12 protein-coding genes are annotated in these 16454 nt (G+C 72.0%); 6 read left to right on the forward strand and 6 right to left on the reverse strand.

Going from position 1 to position 16454, the window contains the following annotated elements; translation table 11 throughout:
* The first annotated feature begins 130 nt into the window (after positions 1-130).
* From mutS to N4G63_RS15035, 3 genes are all read left to right on the forward strand, one after another.
* Positions 131-2692: a DNA mismatch repair protein MutS gene (gene mutS, locus N4G63_RS15025; RefSeq protein ID WP_314599879.1), complete on the forward strand. Its 2562-nt coding sequence runs from the start codon at positions 131-133 to the stop codon at positions 2690-2692.
* A 27-nt stretch (positions 2693-2719) separates the two neighbouring features.
* Positions 2720-3592 (forward strand): proteasome-type protease, encoded by an 873-nt coding sequence (locus N4G63_RS15030; RefSeq protein ID WP_314599880.1) that lies wholly within the window; start codon positions 2720-2722, stop codon positions 3590-3592.
* A gap of 131 nt (positions 3593-3723) precedes the next feature.
* Positions 3724-4551: an HDOD domain-containing protein gene (locus N4G63_RS15035; RefSeq protein ID WP_314599881.1), complete on the forward strand. Its 828-nt coding sequence runs from the start codon at positions 3724-3726 to the stop codon at positions 4549-4551.
* Positions 4552-4577: 26 nt separating this feature from the next.
* Here N4G63_RS15035 and N4G63_RS15040 read toward each other — a convergent pair whose 3' ends face one another.
* Positions 4578-5450, reverse strand: coding sequence for a PEP-CTERM sorting domain-containing protein (locus tag N4G63_RS15040; protein WP_260786273.1), 873 nt, complete (start codon positions 5448-5450; stop codon positions 4578-4580).
* Positions 5451-5728: 278 nt separating this feature from the next.
* Between N4G63_RS15040 and N4G63_RS15045 the strand changes: the two genes are divergently transcribed.
* Together N4G63_RS15045 and N4G63_RS15050 are read left to right on the forward strand one after the other, a co-directional pair.
* Entirely contained in the window at positions 5729-6574 is an 846-nt protein-coding gene (locus tag N4G63_RS15045) for an alpha/beta fold hydrolase (RefSeq protein WP_260786274.1), read from the forward strand.
* A 137-nt stretch (positions 6575-6711) separates the two neighbouring features.
* Positions 6712-8070, forward strand: coding sequence for a dicarboxylate/amino acid:cation symporter (locus N4G63_RS15050; RefSeq protein ID WP_260786275.1), 1359 nt, complete (start codon positions 6712-6714; stop codon positions 8068-8070).
* A 56-nt stretch (positions 8071-8126) separates the two neighbouring features.
* On the opposite strand, the gene N4G63_RS15055 is transcribed toward N4G63_RS15050, so the two are convergent.
* From N4G63_RS15055 to N4G63_RS15075, 5 genes are all read right to left on the reverse strand, one after another.
* Entirely contained in the window at positions 8127-8348 is a 222-nt protein-coding gene (locus N4G63_RS15055; protein ID WP_314599882.1) for a hypothetical protein, read from the reverse strand.
* Positions 8348-9481 (reverse strand): aldose epimerase family protein, encoded by a 1134-nt coding sequence (locus N4G63_RS15060; RefSeq protein WP_314599883.1) that lies wholly within the window; start codon positions 9479-9481, stop codon positions 8348-8350. Before N4G63_RS15060 ends, N4G63_RS15055 begins: the two co-directional genes overlap by 1 nt.
* Positions 9482-9587: 106 nt before the next feature.
* A complete protein-coding gene (locus N4G63_RS15065; RefSeq protein WP_260786276.1) occupies positions 9588-10922 on the reverse strand; it encodes an MATE family efflux transporter in 1335 nt (444 codons plus the stop codon).
* 23 nt (positions 10923-10945) lie between these two features.
* Positions 10946-13558 carry a beta-L-arabinofuranosidase domain-containing protein gene (locus N4G63_RS15070; protein ID WP_314599884.1) on the reverse strand — a complete coding sequence of 871 codons (2613 nt, stop codon included), beginning with the start codon at positions 13556-13558 and terminating at the stop codon, positions 10946-10948.
* A 121-nt stretch (positions 13559-13679) separates the two neighbouring features.
* Positions 13680-14528, reverse strand: a complete 849-nt coding sequence (locus tag N4G63_RS15075) for an SDR family NAD(P)-dependent oxidoreductase (protein ID WP_260786278.1) — start codon at positions 14526-14528, stop codon at positions 13680-13682.
* Positions 14529-14692: 164 nt separating this feature from the next.
* Here N4G63_RS15075 and N4G63_RS15080 point away from each other — a divergent pair, with 164 nt between their 5' ends.
* Positions 14693-16438 carry an IlvD/Edd family dehydratase gene (locus tag N4G63_RS15080; RefSeq protein WP_260786279.1) on the forward strand — a complete coding sequence of 582 codons (1746 nt, stop codon included), beginning with the start codon at positions 14693-14695 and terminating at the stop codon, positions 16436-16438.
* Positions 16439-16454 lie beyond the last annotated feature (16 nt).

A 16454-nucleotide genomic window follows, 5' to 3' on the forward strand; every position in this document is an offset into this window, starting at 1 on the left:
AGCCGACCCGAAAAGTTACGCCGAAAGTGTAGGCGAAGACGGGCAGGGGCTAGGCGAGGAAAGGGACTCGCAGAGCGCCCTACGAGGGAAACAGGCCAAATCGTGCCAGGCCTCGGGGGAACATACTCCCATGATGCAGCAGTACCTGCGCATCAAGGCCGAGTTTCCCGACACGCTCGTCTTCTACCGGATGGGCGATTTCTACGAGCTGTTCTTCGACGACGCGCGCAAGGCCAACCGCCTGCTCGACATCACCATCACCACCCGCGGCCAGAGCGCCGGCGAGCCGGTGGTGATGGCCGGCGTGCCGGTGCACTCGGTCGAGAACTACCTGGCGCGCCTGATCAAGCTGGGCGAGGCCGTGGCCATTGCCGAGCAGGTGGGCGATGTGGCCACCGCCAAGGGCCCGGTCGAGCGCAAGGTGGTGCGCGTGGTGACGCCCGGCACCGTGACCGACAGCGAGCTGCTGGCCGACCGGGTGGACACCTTGCTGCTGGCCATCACCAGGCAGCGCGCCACCTGGGGCCTGGCCTGGCTGGGCCTGGCCAGCGGCCACCTGGGCTCAACAGAGTGCGGCGAGCGTGAACTGGCCGGCTGGCTGGCACGGCTCGACCCCGCCGAGCTGCTGCTGCCGCAGGAGCTGGCGGCCAACCCCGGCACGCTGCCGGCCGCCATCACCCAGCACCGCGCCGCGCGCACCGTGCGGCCCGACTGGCAGTTCGACACCGCGCTGGGCCTGCGCAAGCTCACCGCGCTGCTCAAGGTGGCCTCGTTGCAGGGCTTCAATGCCCAGGATCTGCCGGTGGCCCAGGCCGCCGGCGCCGCGCTGCTGGCCTATGCCGAGCACACGCAGGGCCAGGCACTGGCCCATGTGACCGCGCTGACCGTGGAGCGCGCCACCGAGCTGCTGGATCTGCCGCCCGCCACCCACCGCAACCTCGAACTCACCCAGACCCTGCGCGGCGAAGAGGCGCCCACGCTGCTGTCGCTGCTGGACAGCTGCCGCACCGGCATGGGCAGCCGCGCGCTGCGCCACTGGCTCACCCATCCGTTGCGCGAGCGCCAGACGGCCACCGCGCGGCACGAGGCGATTGCGGTGCTGATCGCCGCCGGCGAGGCCCGCGACGGCCCGCTGCGCCAGGCGCTGCGCCAGATCAGCGATGTGGAGCGCATCACCGCCCGGCTGGCGCTGCGCCAGGTGCGCCCGCGCGAGCTGTCGGGCCTGCGCGCCACGCTGCTGGCGCTGCCGGCGCTGCGCGATCTGGCCCCGCGCGGGGCGCCGCTGCTCGACAGCGTGCACGCCGGCCTGGCGCCTGAAGCCGCGCTGGCCGCGCTGCTGGCCACATCGATTGCCGAAGAACCGGCGGTGCTGCTGCGCGATGGTGGCGTGATCGCCACCGGCTTCGATGCCGAGCTCGACGAGCTGCGCGCCATCGGCCAGAACTGCGACGCCTTCCTGATCGACCTCGAGCAGCGCGAGCGCGCGCGCACCGGCATCACCAACCTGCGCGTGCAGTTCAACCGCGTGCACGGCTTCTACATCGAGGTCACCAGCAGCGGGCTCGACAAGGTGCCGGCCGATTACCAGCGCCGCCAGACGATGAAAAACGCCGAGCGTTTCATCACGCCCGAGCTGAAGGCCTTTGAAGACAAGGCGCTGAGCGCGCAAGACCGCGCGCTGGCCCGTGAGAAGTGGCTGTTCGAGCAGCTGCTGGACGGCCTGCAGGCCTACCTGCCGGTGCTGGGCACGCTGGCCCGCGCGCTGGCCACGCTGGATGCGCTGGCCGCGCTGGCCGAGCGCGCGGCCACGCTCGATTGGTGCCGCCCGCAGTTCGTGCCGCAGCCGTGCATCGAGATCACGCGGGGCCGCCACCCGGTGGTGCAGGCGCGCCTGGCCGAGACCGGCGGGCCCGACTTCATCGCCAACGACTGCCGCATGGACGCGCGCACCCGCATGCTGGTGATCACCGGCCCCAACATGGGCGGCAAGAGCACCTTCATGCGCCAGGTGGCGCTGATCGCGCTGCTGGCGGCGATGGGCAGCTACGTGCCAGCGCAGGCCTGCCGGCTGGGCCCGGTGGACGCCATCCACACCCGCATCGGCGCCGCCGACGACCTGGCCAACGCGCAATCCACCTTCATGCTGGAGATGACCGAGGCCGCCGCCATCCTGCATGCCGCCACCGAGCACAGCCTGGTGCTGATGGACGAGATCGGCCGCGGCACCAGCACCTTTGACGGCCTGGCGCTGGCCGGCGCCATCGCCAGCCACCTGCACGACCGCAACCGCGCCTTCACGCTGTTTGCCACGCACTACTTCGAGCTGACCGAGTTTCCGGCCAGGCACACGCAGGCCCAGAACATGCATGTCTCGGCGGTGGAAAGCGGGCACGACATCGTGTTTCTGCATGCCATCGAGCCCGGCCCGGCCAGCCGCAGCTACGGCGTGCAGGTGGCGCGCCTGGCCGGCATGCCGGCCACGCTGCTGCGCCAGGCACGCCATGCGCTCGAGCTGCTGGAAGCCCAGGCCCGTGCCGGCGATGCGCAGGTCGACCTGTTTGCCGCGCCGCCCGAGGCGGCGGCCCCCGAACCCAGCCGCGTGGAGGCCGCCCTGGCCGCCATCGATCCCGACAGCCTGACCCCGCGCGAAGCGCTGGACGCGCTGTACCGTCTCAAGCACCTGCAGCCCTGAGCCTGCATTCACCCGGACTGACCCGCCATGACCTACTGCATCGGCATCCGCCTGAACGCCGGCCTGGTGTTCCTCAGCGACAGCCGCACCAACGCCGGCATCGACCAGATCAGCACCTTCCGCAAGATGATGGTCTATGAAAGCGCGCCGCGCCCGGCACAAGACCCGGCCGCGCCCGAGCCGCTCGCCAGCCACGACCGCTTCATGGTGCTGCTGTCGGCCGGCAACCTGTCGATCAGCCAGAGCGTGCGCGAGATCCTGCAGCTCGAGAAGCTCGACCGCGGCCCCGACCTGCCGCCGCTGACCATCTGGAACGCCGAAAGCATGTTCGACGCCGTGCGCGTGCTGGGCGCCGCGGTGCGCCGGGTGTACGAGCAGGATGCGACCTCGCTGCGCAATGCCGGCATCGACTTCAACGCCAGCTTCATCTTCGGCGGCCAGATCAAGGGCGAGGCCATGCGCCTGTTCCTGGTGTATTCGGCCGGCAACTTCATCGAGGCCACGCGCGAGACCTGTTACTTCCAGGTGGGCGAAAGCAAGTACGGCAAGCCCATCCTCGACCGCATCCTCACGCCCGACACGCCGCTCGACGAAGCCGCCAAGTGCGCCCTGGTGTCGATGGACTCCACGCTCAAGTCGAACCTGGGCGTGGGCCTGCCGCTGGACCTGCTGGTGTACGAGCAAGGCAGCTTCCGCAGCGCCCAGCATGTGTGCATCGACGAACACAACGCCTACTTCCGCATGATCCGCAACACCTGGGGCCAGCGCCTGCACGAGGTGTTCGAGGCCATCGACGACCCGCGCTGGGACGGCGGCGACACCGCCCATCCGCTGATGGGCGGCAGTGCCCGCTACGAGCCGATGCGCAAGATCACCCAGCCAGGCGACCGGATCGTGTAAGGCGTCGCAGTTTTCGGGTTTGCCCCCATCATGCTGCAGCGCTCCGGTGTCGAAGGAACACCAGCGCCCGGGCCTGAAGCTGGTTGAAGTGGGTCGGCGCACATTGCACCCAATGCCCGCCAAGGACCGCCATGGACCGACAAGACCCCTATCTGCAGCAAGCTGCCGCGATGCCGGCAATGCCCGAGGTGGCGCGCAAGCTGCTCAACTCGTTCGACCGCGACGATCTGGCCATCGGTGAGCTCACCCGCCTGATCGGCCAGGACCAGACCCTCTCGGCCAAGGTGCTGCGCCTGGCCAACTCGGCCCGCTACGCGCCCACGCGCACCATCGCCGCCCTGCCCGACGCGGCCGCCTGCCTGGGCCTGCGCACGCTGCGCGACCTGACGCTGTCGGCCTCGATGACCGGCGCCTTCCCGGCCCTGCCGGGCTTTGACCGCCTGGCCTTCTGGCGCGACAACCTGGCCAATGCCGCCTATGCCCAGGGCCTGGCCCATGCCCTGTCGGTGGATGCCGATGTGGCCTACCTCGGCGGCCTGATGCTGCGCACCGGCCAGGTGCTGATGGCCATGGTGAGCCCCGGGCCGATGGCCGAGGTGGCCCGCCACACCGTCGAGCTGGACAGCCGCATCGGCTTCGAGCAGTCGATCATCGGCCGCGCGCATCCGGCCGTCACGGCGGCCCTGGCGCGGCACTGGAAGTTTCCCGAATCACTGGCCCTGGCCTTCGACGCCGCCGCCGATCCGCTGGCCGCACGCCCCTTCTGCCGCATGGGCGCGGTGCTGCGCCTGGCCTGCGTGGTGACCGAGTCGCGCGACCGCGGCCTCAGCGCCAGCGAAGGCCTGCAAACCGCCCAGCCCGCGCTGGTGGAACACCTGCAGCTCGATCTGGCGTGGGTCGAGACCCACCTGCCCAGCCACGCGCTGGCCACCGCCGGCGCCGACATGATGATGGGCTGAAGCCCGGCGCCTGCCCGGCCGCGCGCTCAGCGCCTGGCCTGCCGTGCGCGCAGCGCCAGCAGCAGGCCGCCGGCCAGCAGCAGCGCCCAGGTGCCCGGCTCGGGCACGGCCGCGGCGCTGAAGTCGTAGCCACTTTCGCCCAGCGTGCTGAGGCCGGCCACCGAGGGCGCCAAGGTGTAGCCCGCCGAGTGGTAGAAGTCGACCTCGGCGCTGCGTGCCACCAGCGCACCGGCGGCCACGTAGGTGCCCGCGTAGAGCATGCCCAGGATGGCCAGCCTGTGGCCCACCGCGGTTTGCACCGTGAGCGAAAACACGCCGGTGTCCTGCCGGCGCGCATCCCAGCTGAAATTGGCCGCGGCGCCGGTGCTCAGGTCGCGCAGGCCGGCCTCGGCCAGGGCATCGGCGCTGTAGCGTCCACCGCTCTCGAAGTTCGGGCGGGTCACCGTGCCCGACAAGCGCAGGTCGAGCCGGTAGCTCACCGGCGTGCCGTCGGCCAGGCCGGCGCCCTGCACCAGCACTTCGTCGTAGAAGCGGCCCTGCACCGTGGCATCGGCATAGCCGTCGTGCACCGTGGTGCCACCGATGCAGCAATAGGCGTAATCGGACGTGGCATAGGCCTTCAGCAGGCCGATGCGGCCCAGGAACCTGGCCGTGGCGCTGCCGTGGTCGTTGCTGGCGTGGGTGTCGAGCGCTTGCAGCTGGCCGGCGCCGGGCTTGTTCAGCAGGTTCACGTCCAAATCATCGGTGCCGCCCAGGCCAGGCACCGGCGCGGTGGTGGTGGCATGGGCACGCGCCATGCCATACAGCTGGTAGGTGGCCTGCGCCGGCAGCGGCAGGCCGGCGGCCAGGCCGCAGGTCAGTGACAGGGCCAGGTGCGCGCTCAGGCGTTGAAGCGTCATGACGGGGTCTCCGTGGTCGAAAGAATCTGGACACCGCTGCGGCGGCCGATACGGCGCCGCAGCGGCCCGGCCAGGCCGGTCGGTGGCCCGGGTCGCCGCAGCGCCGGGTTGTTGATCGCCATGCACAAGGCGCCATCCGGTGCGAAGCGCGCATGCTGACGCGCCGGCCGGCGCACGCCCATCCCACATCTGCCAGCCAATGCAGCGCCGCGGCCGGCCGGGCGCCTGGACGCCGCACTCCAAAGTGCCGCGGCGGCCTGCCGCGACAATGGGCGGCCATGTCCCTGCCCCCGCCCGTGCCGCTGTCCAACGCCCCCCACGACACCCCCACCCTGGTGTTTGCCCATGCCAACGGCTTTCCGGCCTGCAGCTACCGCCAGCTGTTCGAGGCCTGGCGCGCTGCCGGCTGGCGCGTGGTGGCACCGCCGCTGCTGGGCCACGACCCGGCCTACCCGGTGGCCAGCAACTGGGGCCGGCTGCGCGACCAGCTGGCCGATTTCATGCTGCACGAGGCGCCGGCCGGCGCCTGGCTGGTGGGCCACTCGCTGGGCGGGCTGCTGAGCCTGATGGTGGCCTGCAAGTACCCCGATCGGGTGCGTGGCCTGGTGCTGCTGGATTCGCCGGTGGTCACCGGCTGGCGCGCGCACAGCGTGCAGGTGCTCAAGGCCAGCCGGCTGATGCCGCGGGTGTCGCCCGGCAAGGTCTCGCAGTCGCGCCGCATCGCCTGGGCCAGCCGCGAGGCGGCGTTTGCGCACTACGCGGCCAAGCGCAAGTTCGCGCGCTGGGCGCCGGGCGTGCTGGCCGACTACCTGAGCGAGGGCCTGGTGGACGCTGCCGATGGCGGCGTCACCCTGGCCTTCACGCGCGAGATCGAAACGCGCATCTACAACACCTTGCCGCACCACCTGGGCACCCTGCTGCGCCGCCACCCGCTGCGCTGCCCGCTGGGCTTCGTGGCCGGCACGCGCTCGCGCGAGGTGCGCCAGGGCGGGCTGGACACCGCCCGCCGCCTGGCCGGCGAGCGCCTGGCCTGGATCGAGGGCACGCACCTGTACCCGATGGAGCGGCCCGACGAGACGGCTGCGCAGGTGCTGGCGCTGCTGGCGGGCATGGTCGCGGTCTGATCCAGGTCAAGCGCCCGGCACAAAGCGGCGCCGGCCCCTGAGCGCAGCGGCCCGCGCCGGCGCCGGCCTGTGGGAACTACGCACGCCAAGGGCCTCTTCGGCCGCGCATCATGCGCGCCCGTAGTGGAAAACCCTATATGACCGCCGTCCCCCTGCCCACCCCTGCCGCCGCGGCCCCGCGCACGCCCTTCTACCGCTCGCTGTATGCCCAGGTGCTGGCGGCCATTGCCGCCGGCGTGCTGCTGGGCCACTTCTGGCCCGACACCGGCGCCGCGATGAAGCCGCTGGGCGACGGCTTCATCAAGCTGATCAAGATGATCATCGCGCCGATCATCTTCTGCACCGTGGTGGTGGGCATCGCCGGCATGGAAGACATGAAGAAGGTGGGCAAGACCGGCGGTCTGGCGCTGCTGTACTTCGAGATCGTCAGCACGCTGGCACTGGTGATCGGCCTGCTGATCGTCAACCTGGTGCAGCCGGGCGCCGGCATGCACATCGACGCCGCCACGCTCGACACCAAGGCCATCGCCGCCTACACCGCGCCGGGCAAGATGACCGGCACCACCGAGTTTTTGCTCAACGTCATTCCCAGCAGCGTGGTCGATGCCTTCGCCAAGGGCGACATCCTGCAGGTGCTGCTGTTCTCGGTGCTGTTCGGCTTTGCGCTGCATGCCTTTGGCGGCCGCGGCACGCTGGTCTTCGACCTGATCGAGAAGACCTCGCATGTGCTGTTTCGCATCGTCGGCTTCATCATGAAGGTGGCGCCGATCGGTGCCTTTGGCGCGATGGCCTTCACCATCGGCAAGTACGGCGTGGGCTCGCTGGCCCAACTGGGCCAGCTGATGGCCACCTTCTACGCCACCTGCCTGGTGTTCGTGTTCGGCGTGCTGGGCCTGATCGCCCGCGCGCACGGCTTTTCGATCTGGCGCTTCATCAAGTACATCAAGGAAGAGCTGTTGATCGTGCTGGGCACCAGCAGCAGCGAAAGCGTGCTGCCGCGCATGATGGCCAAGCTGGAGAACCTGGGCGCGGGCAAGAGCACCGTGGGCCTGGTGGTGCCCACCGGCTACAGCTTCAACCTCGACGGCACCAGCATCTACCTGACCATGGCCGCGGTGTTCATCGCCCAGGCCACCGACACGCCGATGACGCTGACCCAGCAGCTCACGCTGCTGGCCGTGCTGCTGCTCACCAGCAAGGGCGCGGCCGGCGTCACCGGCTCGGGCTTCATCGTGCTGGCGGCCACGCTCAGCGCGGTGGGCAATGTGCCGGTGGCCGGCCTGGCGCTGATCCTGGGCATCGACCGCTTCATGAGCGAGGCCCGCGCGCTGACCAATCTGGTGGGCAACGGCGTGGCCACGCTGGTGGTGGCCAAGTGGTGCGGCGAGCTGGACAGCGACCGCCTGGATCACCAGCTGAGCCACGAGACCGCGCTGGACGGCGAGGCGCCCGAAGCGGTGCTGGACGCCGCCGACGCGCACATGCCCACGCGCTGATCCCGCGCCGGCACGCCGGCTTGCCGATCCAGCCGGCCGGCGCGCCGGCTGCCCCGCTACCCGAGCGTGCCGGCCAATGCCTGCGCCAGCGCGCGGCGGCGGTTGCGCCAGGCGGTGCCGGCCTGCTGCGCGCAGATGCGCTCCACCGCCTGCTCGGCCCCCACGGCGCGCAGCTTGTCGAGGGAATCCAGGCCCACCTGCTCGAGCCGCTCGAGCACGCGCGGGCCCAGGCCGCGCGCCACCATCAGGCGCTGGCGTTCGATCGGCGCGAAAGCCATCAGGCCGCCTGCGGGCCGGTCGCCGCGGCCACGCCGGGTGCCGCCGCCGGCTCGGTGCCAAAGCGGTAGAGCGTGCGGCTGCGCCACACCTGGCCCGGGCGCAGCAACGGCTGCAGCATGTCGGGCCGGTTGATGGCATTGGGCGCGTGCTGCGGCTCCAGGCACAGGCCATTGCCGCGCGCATGGCGGCCGCCCCCCGGCGCCGGCAGGCTGCCATCGAGAAAGTTGCCGCTGTAGAACTGCAGGCCCGGTGCGGTGGTCAGCAGGCACATCGTGCGCCCGCTCAGCGGATCGGCCAGCCAGGCCGCCGCCACCGGCTCGGGCGAGCCCGCCGCGGCCGGCGCGTCCAGGTGCCAGTGGTGGTCGTAGCCCCTGGCCAGCGCCATCTGCGCGTCGCCCGCGGCGGCGCCGGCGGCCAGGCCATCGGCCACGATGGCACCCTGGCGCAGATCGAAGGGCGTGCCCGCCACCGCGCACACCTGCTGCGGAATCAGCGTGGCGTCCACCGCGTCGTAGCGGCTGGCCGCGATGCGCAGCCGGTGGCCCAGCGCGCTGCCGCCGCCGGCCAGGTTGAAGTAGGCATGCTGGGTGAGGCTGACCACGGTGGCCGCATCGGTGGTGGCGGCATAGTCCACCGCCCAGGTGTGGGCGTCGGGCAGGCTGTAGCGCACCTCGGCCAGCAGCGCGCCGGGGTAGCCTTCTTCGCCGGCCGGGCTGCGGTAGCGCAGGCACAGCACGGCGCCCACGTCGGCCGCGCCGGTCTCCACCTCGGCCTGCCACAGGCGCTGGCCAAAGCCCTGGTGGCCGCCGTGCAGGCTGTTGGGGCCGTCGTTGCAGCTCAGCTGCACCGCCTGGCCATCGAGCATGAAGCGGCCGCCGGCCACGCGGTTGCACAGCCGCCCGGTCAGGGTGCCGAAGTGCGGGTTGCGCGTGGCGTAGTCCTGCAGCGCATCAAAGCCCAGCACCACGTTGGCCACGCGGCCGGCGCGGTCGGGCACCTCGAGCCGGGTGACGATGCCGCCCAGCGTGATGGCGGTGAGCGACAGCGCGCCGCGCTGCAGCGTGTAGGCCGCCACGGCACGGCCGTCGGGCAGCGTGCCGGCATCGCGGCAGGAGATGGTGGTGGCAGTCATCGGCAAGTTGGACAAAAAAAACCTCGGGCCGCAGCCCGCCGGAAGTGGCAGGGTCGGTGATGGCCCTGCGTGAAACATCTGCGCGGTCGCCGCGCGGGTGCCAAGCCTAATGCCGCGCGCTGAGCCTGGCCGCACGCACCCAGCCCAGCCCGTGCCAGCGGCGCAGCAGCAGCAGGCCGCGCAACCATTCGTCGACGATGAAGGCGCACCACAGGCCCAGCAGCCCGCCGCCCAGGCGGGTGCCCAGCAACCAGCCGCCGCCGGCCATCACCAGCCAGTGCGACACCAGGCCCAGGCGCAGCGCATAACGCAGATCGCCCGCGGCCCGCAGCGAGGCGCCCAGCACCAGGTTGAAGGCCCGGCCGGGCTCGAGCAGCAGGCCCAGCCACAGCAGCAGCGCACCGGTGTGCAGCACCTCGGGCGTGGTGGTGAAGGCCGCCAAAACGCGCGGGCCCAGCACACCGCCGGCCAGCGCTGCCAGCGTGGCCAGCGGCAGCGCCAGGCGCAGGTTGCGCAAGACCTCGTCGCGCGCCGCGCGGCGCTGGCCGGCCCCCACCAGCCGGCCCACCCGCAGCTCGCTGGCCTGTGACAGCGCGGCCGAGAACAGGATCACCAGCGAGGCCACCTGCATCACGTAGTTCTGCGTGGCCAGCGGGCCCTCGCCCATGCGCGCGCTGAGCGCGGTGACCAGCATGAAGGCACCGAACCAGCTGGCGTTCTGCAGCGTGGCCGGCACGCCAAAGGCCAGCAGGCGGCGCAGGTCGTCGCCGCGGATGGCCCACAGGTCGGCCCAGCGCAGGCGCAGGCCGATGCGCCCCGAGGCCGCCCACCACAGCGCCGCGCAGGCCGCCGCGCGGCTGGCGGCACCGGCGATGGCCACGCCGCTGGCATGCGCCGTCCAGTCGGCCCAGGGGCCGTGCAGGGCCAGCGCAATGCCGCCGGCATTGACCGCGTTCTGCAGCGCCATCACCACCATCACGGTGCGCGTGGCGCCGTGGGCACGCAGCGCCGCCGAGAGGCCGAAGTTCATCGACTCGAGAAACAGCGTGGCCGCCATCCACTGCAGATACGGCAGGGCATGCGACATCGGCCCCGGCGGCAGCTGCACCAGGCGCAGCAGCCAGGGCGCGGCCGGCAGCAGCGCCAGGCCGATGGCGCCACCCAGCCACAGGCTGGTGGCCACCGCGCCCCGCGCCAGGCGCCGTGCGCCCTCGGTGTCGCCGCGGCCCAGGTGGTGGCTGATGACCGTGGAGGCGCCCACCGCCAGCGCGCCAAACACCATCATCAGCAGCCACAGCACCTGGCCGGCGCTGCCCAGGCCGCCCACCGCGCCGTCCGACAGATGGCCCACCATCAGCGTGGCCACCACACCGGTGCTGACATGCAGCAGGTGCTCGGTGAAGATCGGCCAGGCCAGGCGCCACAGCGTGGGCGGGGGCACGGGCCGCGGCGGCGGCGGCGCGCTCACTTCAGCAGGCGCAGGCCGTACAGGCCGCCGGCCACCGAGCCGGGCTCGGCGATCACGCGCAGCACCAGGCGGCCCTGCGCGTCGGTGGCATCGGGCGGCAGCGGCACATCCAGCAGGTAGAAGGCCTCGGGCGCATCGGGGCGCAGCGGCGGACGCGGCAGCGGCCGGCCGTTGAGCTCAAGCCGCCACTGGCGCCCGGCGTCGCCGGTGTGCAGGGTGAGCTGCAGCGTGCGCGCCTGGCGCTGCGGATCGCGCAGCGTGTAGCCAAACCAGGCGCTGGCATGGCGCCAGCGCCGGCCCAGGTGCAGGCCGGTGTCGCCGCCCTCGGCGGCATAGGCATGGTCGGCCTCGGGCTGCTGCTCGCCAGGGGCCACGGCATCGACGGTGCGCGCGGCCAGCGCGGCCTGGGCCTCGGCCTGGCGCTGCCGCTCGGCCTGCCGGCGCTCGAGCTCGGCGCTGTCGAGCACCGGCCACAGCAGCTGGTAGCGGGCCTCGTGCAGGCGGAAGAACGGCTCCAGCGTGACCGCCGCCCGGGCGCCCCGCCGCGCCCCGGCCGGCGCCAGCGCACGGGTGGTGAAGTGCAGCGGCTGGCCGGGCAGCGGGTAGATGTCGCGCAGCAGCTGGGCCGGATCGCGCAGCACCAGCGTGGCCTCGGGCCGGCTCAGCGGGCCGTGGGCGATGTGGCCCATGCGGGTGTCGTCGCCAAAGTGCCGGGGTTCGGCCGTGGCGGCCGCCGTGGCGGGGGCGCTGGAGGGGCTGGAAGCGCCGGGTGTGCCGGGTGTGCCGGGTGTGCCGGGTGTGCCGGGAGCGTCGCCGCCTGCGGCTGACGCCTCGGCCGCAGGGGTGTGCGCAGCCGCAGCCTCGGCCGCATGGCTGCGCGCCGGCCCGCCCAGCGCCGCAAAGCCGGCCAGCGCCGGCGCGCTGCGCGCGGCCAGCAGGATGGGGCCGTGCAGCACGCTGCGCTGGGCCGAGCCGTCGGGCAGGCCTTCAAGCCAGGTGTGCATGCGCAGCTGCAGCGTGATGCGGTCGCCGGCGCGCCAGGGGCCGGCCAGACGCACATAGCCATCGGCCCCCAGCGGGCGCTGGGCGGCCGGCAGGTCGCGGCCGTTGCGCTGCACCGACCAGGCGCCCGGCGCCACCCAGGCCGGCAAGCGCAGCGCCACTGCGCGGTGGCTGGGCGCCAGCCACTCGAGGCTGCTGCGGGCGCGGTCTGGAAAGTCGCTGCGCTGGCGCAGCTGCAGGCCCAGCCCGGGCGCGTGCAGCGTGGCCGAGGCCTGCAGGTTGACCCACAGCGTGTCGGCGTCGTGGCCGAAGATCAGCTCGCCGTGGCGGCCGTGCACCTCGATGCCGGTGCCCACGCAGCACCACATGCCCTCGTGCACCGTGGAGTACACGCGGTGGTGGTGCGGGCGCAGCGGCGTGAAGTACACCAGGCCGCCGGTGCGCGGATGCTGGGCCGACAGCACATGGTTGAACAGCGTGCGCTCGACATGGTCCATCGGCTCGCGCGAGGGCGCGCGCTGCCACAGCATGGCGTCGAGCAGCAGCATGTTCACGCTGTTGCAGCTCTCGGGGCCTTCCACCGCCTCGGTCAGCGACGAGAAGTCGGCGCTGTCGTGAAAGTGCTCGCGCACGCCATGGCCGCCCAGGGCCACGCTGCGGTGGCGCACCACGCGCTGCCAAAAGAAGCGCGCCGCGGCCTCGCCCTCGGGCAGCGCGCCCAGCTCGCCCAGGCGCTGGTAGGCCAGCACCTTGGGCAGCTGGGTGTTGGCATGCAGGCCGGTGAGCCGGTCTTCACCGGCGGCCAGCGGCAGCAGCAGGCTGCGGTCGACAAAGCCGATGGCCAGCGCGCGGATGCGGGCATCGCCGGTGGCGGCGGCCACGTCGGCCAGCACCTCGGCCATGCCGCCGTGCTCGGTGCGCAGCATGGCCTGCATCTGCGCCTGGCTGAGCTGCGCGGTGATGCGCGCCACCCAGGCCACCAGCGGCATCAGCAGGGCCTGGGCGCGTGACTCACCGGCCTGCAGCCAGGCGTCGCGCAGGCCGGCCAGGGTCTTGTGCAGGTTGTACCAGGGCACCCAGCGGCCATTGAGTTGAAAGCTGTCGGCCTGCACCTCGCCACGTGCCAGCGCCGCCCAGGCCGCACGGCCGTCCGGAATGCCGCCCAGGTAGCCGGCCATCAGCGCATCGCCGGCCACCGCCTGCTGGCATTCGGCCAGGCCGTCGAGCATCTGGCGCAGCCGCGCCTGCAGGCGCGGGTCGCTGGTGGCGGCCCACGACAGGGCCAGCGCGCTGAGCACATGGCCGGCCATGTGGCCGTCCAGGCCGGTGGACTCCCAGCTGCCGTAGCCGGCCGCGGTGGCCAGGCCGGCGCTGCGCCGAAACGGCGCCAGCAGCCGCTGCGGATCAAGCGCCAGCAGGTAGGCGATGTTGCGCTGCTGCGCCTCGCCCAGCACCCCGCCCTGCAGGCGCACGGCCTGCAGCGGCAACAGGCGCGCGCCGCCGCCTGGCGCCGCCGCAGCAGAAGCCGCAGCAGCAGCGGGCGCGGCCAGGCCCAGCCCGGCACCCAGCAGCGGCGCGGACATCATCTGGCGGCGGGTGACGACCATCGCAGCGTGTTCAGTGGTTCGGTGCCGGCCAACCCAGCGGCCGCCGCGGAACCGGCTCTGCCGGGCCGTGGGCGGCGCCCCCTCGAGGGCGAGGCGGCGAAGCCGCTTCGGCGGCGAGCCATCACACCCAGCCACCGTCGACGACGAAGGTCTGCGCGGTGCACATGCGGCTGTCGTCGGCGGCCAGAAACAGCGCCATGTGGGCGATGTGCTCGGGCAGCACCGGCTCGCCGATGCACTGGTTGCGGCGGATCTCGTGCTCGGTCTCGGCGGTCACCCACAGGCGGCGCTGCTTGTCGGTCATGGTCCAGCCCGGCACCAGGGTGTTGACGCGGATGCCGTGCGTGCCCAGGTCGCGCGCCAGCGTGCGCGTCAGGCCCTGCATCGCGGCCTTGGACGAGGCGTAGGCCGCCAGATCGCCCTGGCGCAGCATCCAGCTCACCGAGCCGAAGTTGATGATGCTGCCGGCGTGCGCCGCGCGCATGTCGGGCGCCACCGCCTGGGCGGCAAAAAACGCGTGCCGCATGTTCACCGCCACCGCGCTGTCCCAGAACTCGGGCGTGACCTCGTCGATGGTGTGGCGGCGGTCGTTGGCGGCGTTGTTCAGCAGCGCCAGCACCGGGCCGAAGGCCTCGCGCACCTGGGCGATGGCGGCGCGCAGCGCGGTCACGTCGGTGATGTCGCAGGGCACGAACAGCGGCGTGGTGAGCGGCCCGTTCAGGCCGGCCCCGCCGCGCTGGGCGGCCTGCCCGGCCAGGCGCTGCACCAGGGCCTGGCCGGCGTCGAGCGCGATGTCGCAAAAGCCCACGCGCGCGCCCTGGGCCATGAACTGCTCGACCAGGCACTCGCCAATGCCGGTGGCGCCGCCGCTGATGAACACGCAGCGGCCCTGCAGGCTGGGGTGGCGGGCATAGGCCGCAGCAGGCGGGGCGGCCGCGCTGGCGTGGGCCGTGGCAGGTGTTGAACTCATGCGCATGTCTCCGTACGGGCTGTTCTCGGGCTGCATTGGCCGCGAGCGCTGATGATAAGTAGTCTGACTATTAAAGGCAATGAAGTCATACTATTCGGGTAGTCCCTCATGCAAAACATCGATTAGTCATACTTTAATTCAGTCCAACACGAGATCCCCTGCCCATGAGCCTGCCGCCCAAGAAACCCCTCCGCTCCGCCGCCTGGTTCGGCACCGCCGACAAGAACGGCTTCATGTACCGCAGCTGGATGAAGAACCAGGGCATCCCCGACCATGTGTTCCAGGGCAAGCCCATCATCGGCATCTGCAACACCTGGAGCGAGCTGACGCCCTGCAACGCCCACTTCCGCGAGCTGGCCGAGAGCGTCAAGCGCGGCGTGATCGAGGCCGGTGGCTACCCGGTGGAGTTTCCGGTGTTCAGCAACGGCGAGAGCAATCTGCGGCCCACCGCCATGTTCACCCGCAACCTGGCCAGCATGGACGTGGAGGAAGCCATCCGCGGCAACCCCATCGACGCCGTGGTGCTGATGGTGGGATGCGACAAGACCACCCCGGCGCTGCTGATGGGCGCGGCCAGCTGCAACCTGCCGGCCATCGTGGTGACCGGCGGGCCCATGCTCAACGGCAAGCACAAGGGCAAGGACATCGGCTCGGGCACGGTGGTGTGGCAGCTGCATGAGCAGGTCAAGGCCGGCACCATCAGCATGAACGAGTTCATGGCCGCCGAGGCCGGCATGTCGCGCAGCGCCGGCACCTGCAACACCATGGGCACGGCCAGCACCATGGCCTGCATGGCCGAGGCGCTGGGCACCTCGCTGCCGCACAACGCGGCCATTCCGGCGGTGGACGCGCGCCGCAAGGTGCTGGCCCACCTGAGCGGCATGCGCATCGTCGAGATGGTGGCCGAAGACCTCACGCTGGCCAAGCTGCTCACCCGCGAGGCCTTCGAGAACGCCATCCGCGCCATCGCCGCCATCGGCGGCAGCACCAACGCGGTGATCCACCTGAAGGCGATTGCCGGACGCATCGGCGTCGACCTGGGCCTGGACGACTGGACCAGCGTGGGCCGCGGCACGCCCACCATCGTCGACCTGCAGCCCTCGGGCCGCTTCCTGATGGAGGAGTTCTACTACGCCGGTGGCCTGCCGGCGGTGCTGCGCCGCCTGGGCGAGGCCGGCCTGCTGCCGCATCCGCAGGCGCTCACTGCCAACGGCCGCACCGTGTGGCAGAACGTGCACGACGCCGAGATCCACGACGACGAGGTGATCCGCCCGCTCAGCAAGCCGCTGGTGGCCGACGGCAGCCTGCGCATCCTGCGCGGCAACCTGGCGCCACGCGGCGCGGTGCTCAAGCCCTCGGCGGCCAGTGCCCACCTGCTCAGGCACCGCGGCCCGGCGGTGGTGTTCGAGGACTTCGACCACTACAAGAAGCGCATCGACGACCCCGAGCTGCCGGTCACGCCCGACAGCGTGCTGGTGATGAAGAACTGCGGCCCCAAGGGCTACCCCGGCATGGCCGAGGTGGGCAACATGGGCCTGCCGCCCAAGATCCTGGCCCAGGGCGTGACCGACATGGTGCGCATCAGCGACGCCCGCATGAGCGGCACCGCCTACGGCACGGTGGTGCTGCATGTGGCGCCCGAGGCGCGCGCCGGCGGCCCGCTGGCCGTGGTGCGCGACGGCGACTGGATCGAGCTCGACGCCGACACCGGCCGCCTGCACCTGGACATCTCTGACGAGGAGATGGCCCGCCGCCTGGCCGAGTGGGCCGCGCAGCAGCAGCCCGACGCCGCCGATGCCAGCGGCTACCGCAGCCTGTACGTGGGCCATGTGCTGCAGGCCGACCAGGGCTGCGACTTCGACTTCCTGGTCGGCTGCCGCGGCGCCCCGGTGCCGCGCCACTCGCACTGAGCCCCCTTGTCCACCC

This window comes from Aquabacterium sp. OR-4 (assembly GCF_025290835.2).
Classification (GTDB): Bacteria; Pseudomonadota; Gammaproteobacteria; order Burkholderiales; family Burkholderiaceae_C; genus Pseudaquabacterium.

Excerpts from the sequence above, each read along its gene's own strand:
- mutS (WP_314599879.1), top strand. The coding sequence starts at position 131 with ATGATGCAGCAGTACCTGCGCATCAAGGCCGAGTTTCCCGACACGCTC.
- N4G63_RS15030 (WP_314599880.1), top strand. The coding sequence starts at position 2,720 with ATGACCTACTGCATCGGCATCCGCCTGAACGCCGGCCTGGTGTTCCTC.
- N4G63_RS15035 (WP_314599881.1), top strand. The coding sequence starts at position 3,724 with ATGGACCGACAAGACCCCTATCTGCAGCAAGCTGCCGCGATGCCGGCA.
- N4G63_RS15040 (WP_260786273.1), bottom strand. The coding sequence starts at position 5,450 with ATGACGCTTCAACGCCTGAGCGCGCACCTGGCCCTGTCACTGACCTGC.
- N4G63_RS15045 (WP_260786274.1), top strand. The coding sequence starts at position 5,729 with ATGTCCCTGCCCCCGCCCGTGCCGCTGTCCAACGCCCCCCACGACACC.
- N4G63_RS15050 (WP_260786275.1), top strand. The coding sequence starts at position 6,712 with ATGACCGCCGTCCCCCTGCCCACCCCTGCCGCCGCGGCCCCGCGCACG.
- N4G63_RS15055 (WP_314599882.1), bottom strand. The coding sequence starts at position 8,348 with ATGGCTTTCGCGCCGATCGAACGCCAGCGCCTGATGGTGGCGCGCGGC.
- N4G63_RS15060 (WP_314599883.1), bottom strand. The coding sequence starts at position 9,481 with ATGACTGCCACCACCATCTCCTGCCGCGATGCCGGCACGCTGCCCGAC.
- N4G63_RS15070 (WP_314599884.1), bottom strand. The coding sequence starts at position 13,558 with ATGGTCGTCACCCGCCGCCAGATGATGTCCGCGCCGCTGCTGGGTGCC.
- N4G63_RS15075 (WP_260786278.1), bottom strand. The coding sequence starts at position 14,528 with ATGAGTTCAACACCTGCCACGGCCCACGCCAGCGCGGCCGCCCCGCCT.
- N4G63_RS15080 (WP_260786279.1), top strand. The coding sequence starts at position 14,693 with ATGAGCCTGCCGCCCAAGAAACCCCTCCGCTCCGCCGCCTGGTTCGGC.